The organism is Sandarakinorhabdus oryzae (genome assembly GCF_009733735.1).
Taxonomy (GTDB): Bacteria; Pseudomonadota; Alphaproteobacteria; order Sphingomonadales; family Sphingomonadaceae; genus Sandarakinorhabdus; species Sandarakinorhabdus oryzae.
In genome coordinates this window covers 1-5,313 of record NZ_WNJP01000180.1, presented here as the reverse complement: position 1 = coordinate 5,313, position 5,313 = coordinate 1, and the positions used below count along the sequence as shown (strand labels likewise).

Here is a 5,313-nt window from a genome sequence, read left to right as displayed (position 1 = left end):
CGCGCAGCCGCACCGGCAGATCCATGATCGGGCGGGCGGTGAGGCGGTCGAGCCAGGCCTGATCAGCGGCAGCCAGCGGCGGCGCCGGCGCCCTGGCGGGGGCGGCGACAACAGGCGTCGGTTTGGACGGCGCAGGCGTGGATTTCGGCGGCAAGGCCGCTGCAGCTTGCGCGCCCATCACGATCAGCATCGCGGCCGTGACGCCCACCAGATCCCCCTGGAGCCGCAGTCCGGCTCCCCTCGGCTGGCCCACCCCTGAAATGGAGCGGCTACCAGATATTGTGCCTGATAACCGCATTGCGACTCGGCGGCAAGCGATGGGCCGTTGCAGATGGGCAACAGTAGGGGCGGGATGAGCAGCGACATGTTGTGGGTAACGGCCGCCACCACCACTTCATTTACCACTGCGCAACAAATAGTGCAGCGAGCTGCTGGCCGCGCGGGGCAGCGGCGCGGATTCAGCATCTTGTGGGGGCTACGCTGCCCGGCCTCAGCCGGCAGCGACCACGGTCTGTTCGATGGCACCGAAGATGCTGTGGTGCTTCTCGTCGAGCATCTCGATGCGCACCACGTTGCCGGGGCTGAGCCAGGGGGTGCTGGGCGCGCCCTGCAGGATGGTTTCCACCATGCGCTGTTCGGCGATGCAGGCATAACCGCGACCGCCGTTGGCGCAGGGCCGGCCCGGCCCGCCATCGGCATCGCGGTTGGAGACGGTGCCCGATCCGATGATGCTGCCGGCCACGATATCGCGCGTTTTCGCGAGATGAGCGATCAGCGTGCCGAAATCGAAGGTCATGTCGGTGTGGGTTTCCACCCGGCCGAACGGCTGGCCGTTGAGATCGATGTTGAGCGTGCCGACCAGTTTGCCATCCTGCCAGCTTGTCCCCAGGGCGGCGGGCGTCACCAGCACCGGTGACAGGGTGGAGGCCGGCTTGGACTGGACGAAGCCGAAGCCCTTGGCCAGTTCATCGGGGATCAGCCCGCGCAGGGAGATGTCGTTGACGAGGCCCACGAGGCGGATCGCCGCCAGCGCTTCGTCGCGGCTGGCGCCCTGGCGCACATCGCCGGTGACAACCACGACTTCGGCTTCGAGATCGAGGCCCCAGGCCGGATCGTGGAAGGCGATGGGCTCGCGCGGGGAGAGGAAATGGTCGCTGCCGCCCTGGTACATCAGCGGATCATGCCAGAAACTGGCCGGCAGTTCGGCGCCGCGCGCCCGGCGCACCAGCTCGACATGGTTCACATAGGCCGAACCATCCGCCCATTGATATGCACGGGGCAGGGGTGCTGCTGCAGCGCGTTCGTGGAAGCGGGCGTGCGGCACGGCATCATGGGCGAGGCTGAGCGCCACGCCTTCCAGCACGGCGGCGGCATGATCCCAATCATCCAGCACCGATTGCAGCGTGGGATACATGGGCGGCGGTGCAGCACACCAGGCCAGATCATCGGAGACAACGACAAGGCGGCCGTCACGGCCGGATTTCAGCGAGGCGAGCTTCATGCCCCTTGCCTGAACCGGTTTGCGGCGGCTGGCAAGCCCGGTTCCATTGGCCTTGGCGCGGCCGGCAAGCGGCGGTAGGAAGGCGCCAGCAAGGAGCATGCGCCATGGCCACCGCCGTTTCCCCCGACATCCAGCATTTCGCCCCCAAATGGCCGAAGTTCGATTGGGAGGACCCGCTGTTGCTGGCCAGCCAGCTGACCGAAGAAGAGACGATGATCCGCGATGCGGCGCGCGCTTTCTGCGATGCCGAGCTGATGCCGGTGGTGAAACTCGCCAACCGCAACGAGAGTTTTGATCCGGCGCTGATGACCAAATTTGGTGCCGCCGGCCTGCTTGGGCCGACCATCAAGGGCTATGGCTGTGCCGGTGCCTCCTATGTCGCTTACGGGCTGATCGCACGCGAGGTGGAGCGGGTGGACTCGGCCTATCGCTCGGCGATGAGCGTGCAATCCTCGTTGGTGATGTACCCGATCTACGCCTATGGCTCCGAAGCGCAGCGCGAGCGTTATCTGCCTGGCCTGGCCAGTGGCGAGACTGTAGGCTGTTTCGGCCTGACCGAGCCCGATGCCGGCTCCGACCCGGCGGGCATGAAGACCCGCGCCAAGAAGGTGCAGGGCGGCTGGTTGCTGAGCGGTGCCAAGATGTGGATCACCAATTCGCCGCTCGCCGATATCGCCGTGGTGTGGGCCAAGTGCGAGGACGACAAGATCAGGGGCTTCATCGTCGAGCGCGGCGATGCCGGGTTTTCGACGCCCAAGATCGAAGGCAAATTCAGCCTGCGTGCCGGCGTGACCGGCGAGATCGTGCTGGCCGATGTGCACCTGCCCGAAGAGCGCATCCTGAAGGGCGTGGAAGGGCTGGCCGGCCCGTTCGGGTGCCTCAACAATGCGCGCTTCGGCATTGCCTGGGGGGCGATGGGCGCTGCCGAATGGTGCTGGCACGCCGCCCGGCAATATACGCTTGATCGCAAGCAGTTCGGCCGTCCGCTGGCGGCGACGCAGCTGATCCAGAAGAAGCTGGCCGACATGCAGACCGAGATCACGCTGGGCCTCACCGCGGCGCTGGCCGGCGGCCGTTTGATGGACGAGAAGCGGCTGGCGCCGGAGGCCATCTCGCTGTTGAAGCGCAACAATTGCGGCAAGGCGCTCGATATCGCCCGCGTCGCGCGCGACATGCACGGCGGCAATGGTGTGTCCGATGAATATGGCGTCATCCGCCACGTGATGAACCTGGAAGCCGTGAACACCTATGAGGGCACGCACGACGTCCACGCGCTCATCCTCGGCCGCGCGCAAACGGGGTTGCAGGCGTTTTTCTAAACCCGGATCGGCAGCGCTGTCGTGCTCTTCACTTCATCAAGGATGATGGAAGAGCGCGCCGTTGCCACTTCCGGCGCGGCCAGGATGCGGTGGGACAGCAGCTGGTTGAAGCTGGTGAGATCGCGGGTGGCGACTTTCAGGATCAGGTCGGCTTCGCCGGTCAGCTTGTGGCACTCCATGACTTCATCGAGGCCCATGATGCGCATCCGGAACGCGTCAGCGGCTTCCGGCGAATGGCTTTTCATGGTGAGCAGCACATAGGCCATCAGGCCGACGCCCACCGCCACCGGATCGAGCACGGCGTGGAAACCGCGGACATGGCCGGCCTTTTTCAGCGCCGCCATCCGGCGCGAGCATTGCGAGGCCGAAAGATGAATGGCCTCGCCCATCTCCACCGGGCCAATGTCACCGCGCTGCTGCCAGAGTGCGAGGATTTTCAGGTCATAGGCGTCAAGCATGCACGAACTGTGCGTGATGGCGCCGAATTGCGCAACCGGTGTGACACACGGGCGCCACCGGATCAATTTACCAGGATGAAGGGATAGCCACTGTTGTTGGCTGGCCCGCAGCGGGGCCAGCCAACAGCAGGGCAAGCGGCAGCACGTGCCGCATGACGGCCTTACTTGGCCGCGTCGGTTCCGGCCGCAGGCGCCGCGCTGGCCTGGTTCGCCATGCCGCGGCTGGTGTCGTCGCCCCTGTCATCGGGCTTGCCCGGTGCCGGGGCCTCGCCTTCGGTCGGCGCGGCCGGAGCCGTGGCATCAGCTGCGGGCGCCATCGCATCGGCCGCCGGTGTGGCTTCCGTTGCCGGGGCTTCGGCCGCCGGTGCTTCCGCGGCCTTTTTTTCACCGCAGGCGGTCAGGGTGGCGGCGGCCATCACGACGCCGGCGAGCAATATGGTCTTGGTCATGCTTAACCCCCAAAGTTTCCGTGGGACCCACTCGCCCGGCCAGTGACCCGACGAGGCTGGCATCCTGCCTTGCGGCGGCGGTTGCAGCAAGAATTTGTTAAGCCGCTCAGTGGAAGTTGCGCAGGCCAATCTTGGCCAGCACGCCGAGGAAGCGCGGCTGCTTGCGCAGTGGGTCGAGCATCGGGTCATAACCGGCCAGCACCAGGCCAGAATCACGTAGCGCCAGCGCCCGGTCGAGCACGTCCAGCGCCGGCCCGATGCGGCCCCACTGGGTCAGAACCTCCACCTGCTGATACAGGCCGCCATCGCCAAACTCGCGGATCAGTTCGGCCATGCGGGCCGCACCGGCCGCCGGGCCCGACAGGCGGGCCTCGACAATGGCCAGCCCGCGCAGCCGAGACAATTTGCTGGGTTCAGCCAGAAAATGGCGGCGGGCGCCGTCGAAATCGCCGGCCACGATCGCCATGTCGCCAAAGATCCGGTGGACGATGGGCTGTCTGGGATTGAGTGACAGCGCGGTTTCCAGCGGCGTGCGCACCGCGTCATATTTGTGGGCGGCAAAGGCGATGTTGCCGGCGTTGCGGAACACCAGCGGGTTCAGCGGATCGAGCCGCTGGGCGCGGGCGATGGCCGCTTCGGCCTTGGCAAAATCGCCAATGTTGCCGAAATATTCGGCACAGGCGGACAGGCTCGCGGCATTGCCCAGGCCCAGTTCAAGCCCGCGCTCATAAGCCGGTTGTGCGGCAGCCAGTTCGAGCCGGGTCATTTGCAGGAAGCCCAGCGCGAGATGGGCGTCAGGCATGTCGGGCGCGAGGGCAATCGCCTTGCGGGCGCTTGCCAGCGCGGCGCTGCGCAGGCCGGCGGCCCGCGCCATGCTGGGTTCCTGGTTGGAAATGGCCGCCAGGGTGCGGGCGCGGGCGGCGTAGGCGGCGGCATAGTTGCCGTCAATGCTGATCGCCTTGTCGTACGCGGCCAGCGCCACCTCGTCCGTCGCGCGGCTGGTGCTGGCCTGATACAGCGCCTGGCCCTTCACAAAGGCATCAAAGGCCTCGGCGTTGCGGGTGCTGCCGGGCCGTTCCGCTCGCCACCCGCTGTCCTTGGCCAGGGTGGAGATCAGCGCATCGGCCACGGTGGTGGCAATTTCGGCCTGCACCGCCAGCACATCGGCGATGGCGCGATCAAAGGCCTGGCTCCAGCGTTCAAAGCCGGTGACGCCGTCGACCAGCCGGGCGGTGATGCGCACCGTGTCGGCCCGCTGCCGCACCGATCCCAGCAGCAGGTTGGTCACGCCCAGTGACTGGGCAATCTGGCGGGCATCGATATTGTCGCCCTTGAAGCCACCCGCCGACGCCGCGCCGCTGACCAGCAGCTGGCGGTTGAGGCTCAGCGTGGTGCGCAGTTCCTCGGCCAGGCCTTCGGCGAAATAATCCTCTTCGCTCTTCCCGCTGAGGTTGCGGAACGGCAGCACGGCGACGCTGTTGGCGGCTTCGGCCGGCGCTTCGGGGCGCAGCAGGCGCCAGCCGGCAAAGCCACCGGCCCCGGCCACCACGGCGCCGCCAACCAGAAGGGTGCGGCGCGACACGCCG

The 5,313-nt window shown here is 66.9% G+C and carries 4 protein-coding genes and 2 pseudogenes; 1 reads left to right on the top strand and 5 read right to left on the bottom strand.

All coding sequences use genetic code 11. From position 1 onward, the window contains the following. Positions 1 to 208, bottom strand: a pseudogene (locus GJ693_RS13605) (hypothetical protein); the annotation flags it as partial. Between the two features lie 282 nt (positions 209 to 490). Beyond that, the gene (locus tag GJ693_RS13600) at positions 491 to 1,501 is read right to left on the bottom strand and encodes a fumarylacetoacetate hydrolase family protein (RefSeq protein ID WP_156256822.1); all 1,011 of its coding nucleotides are present in this window, start codon (positions 1,499 to 1,501) and stop codon (positions 491 to 493) included. A gap of 104 nt (positions 1,502 to 1,605) precedes the next feature. Between GJ693_RS13600 and GJ693_RS13595 the strand changes: the two genes are divergently transcribed. Then, positions 1,606 to 2,820, top strand: coding sequence for an acyl-CoA dehydrogenase (locus GJ693_RS13595; protein ID WP_156256821.1), 1,215 nt, complete (start codon positions 1,606 to 1,608; stop codon positions 2,818 to 2,820). Here the strand turns inward: GJ693_RS13595 and GJ693_RS13590 are convergent. The 3 genes and pseudogenes from GJ693_RS13590 to GJ693_RS17020 form a co-directional block, all read right to left on the bottom strand. Then, the gene (locus GJ693_RS13590; RefSeq protein ID WP_156256820.1) at positions 2,817 to 3,278 is read right to left on the bottom strand and encodes an Lrp/AsnC family transcriptional regulator; all 462 of its coding nucleotides are present in this window, start codon (positions 3,276 to 3,278) and stop codon (positions 2,817 to 2,819) included. The genes GJ693_RS13595 and GJ693_RS13590 overlap by 4 nt on opposite strands. Before the next feature lie 161 nt (positions 3,279 to 3,439). Continuing rightward, the gene (locus tag GJ693_RS13585) at positions 3,440 to 3,727 is read right to left on the bottom strand and encodes a hypothetical protein (protein ID WP_156256819.1); all 288 of its coding nucleotides are present in this window, start codon (positions 3,725 to 3,727) and stop codon (positions 3,440 to 3,442) included. A 106-nt stretch (positions 3,728 to 3,833) separates the two neighbouring features. Further along, positions 3,834 to 5,313: pseudogene (locus GJ693_RS17020) on the bottom strand (hypothetical protein); the annotation flags it as partial.

Bases quoted from the DNA above. Each gene is read 5' to 3' on its own strand.
- GJ693_RS13600 (WP_156256822.1), bottom strand. From the start codon at position 1,501: ATGAAGCTCGCCTCGCTGAAATCCGGCCGTGACGGCCGCCTTGTCGTT.
- GJ693_RS13595 (WP_156256821.1), top strand. From the start codon at position 1,606: ATGGCCACCGCCGTTTCCCCCGACATCCAGCATTTCGCCCCCAAATGG.
- GJ693_RS13590 (WP_156256820.1), bottom strand. From the start codon at position 3,278: ATGCTTGACGCCTATGACCTGAAAATCCTCGCACTCTGGCAGCAGCGC.
- GJ693_RS13585 (WP_156256819.1), bottom strand. From the start codon at position 3,727: ATGACCAAGACCATATTGCTCGCCGGCGTCGTGATGGCCGCCGCCACC.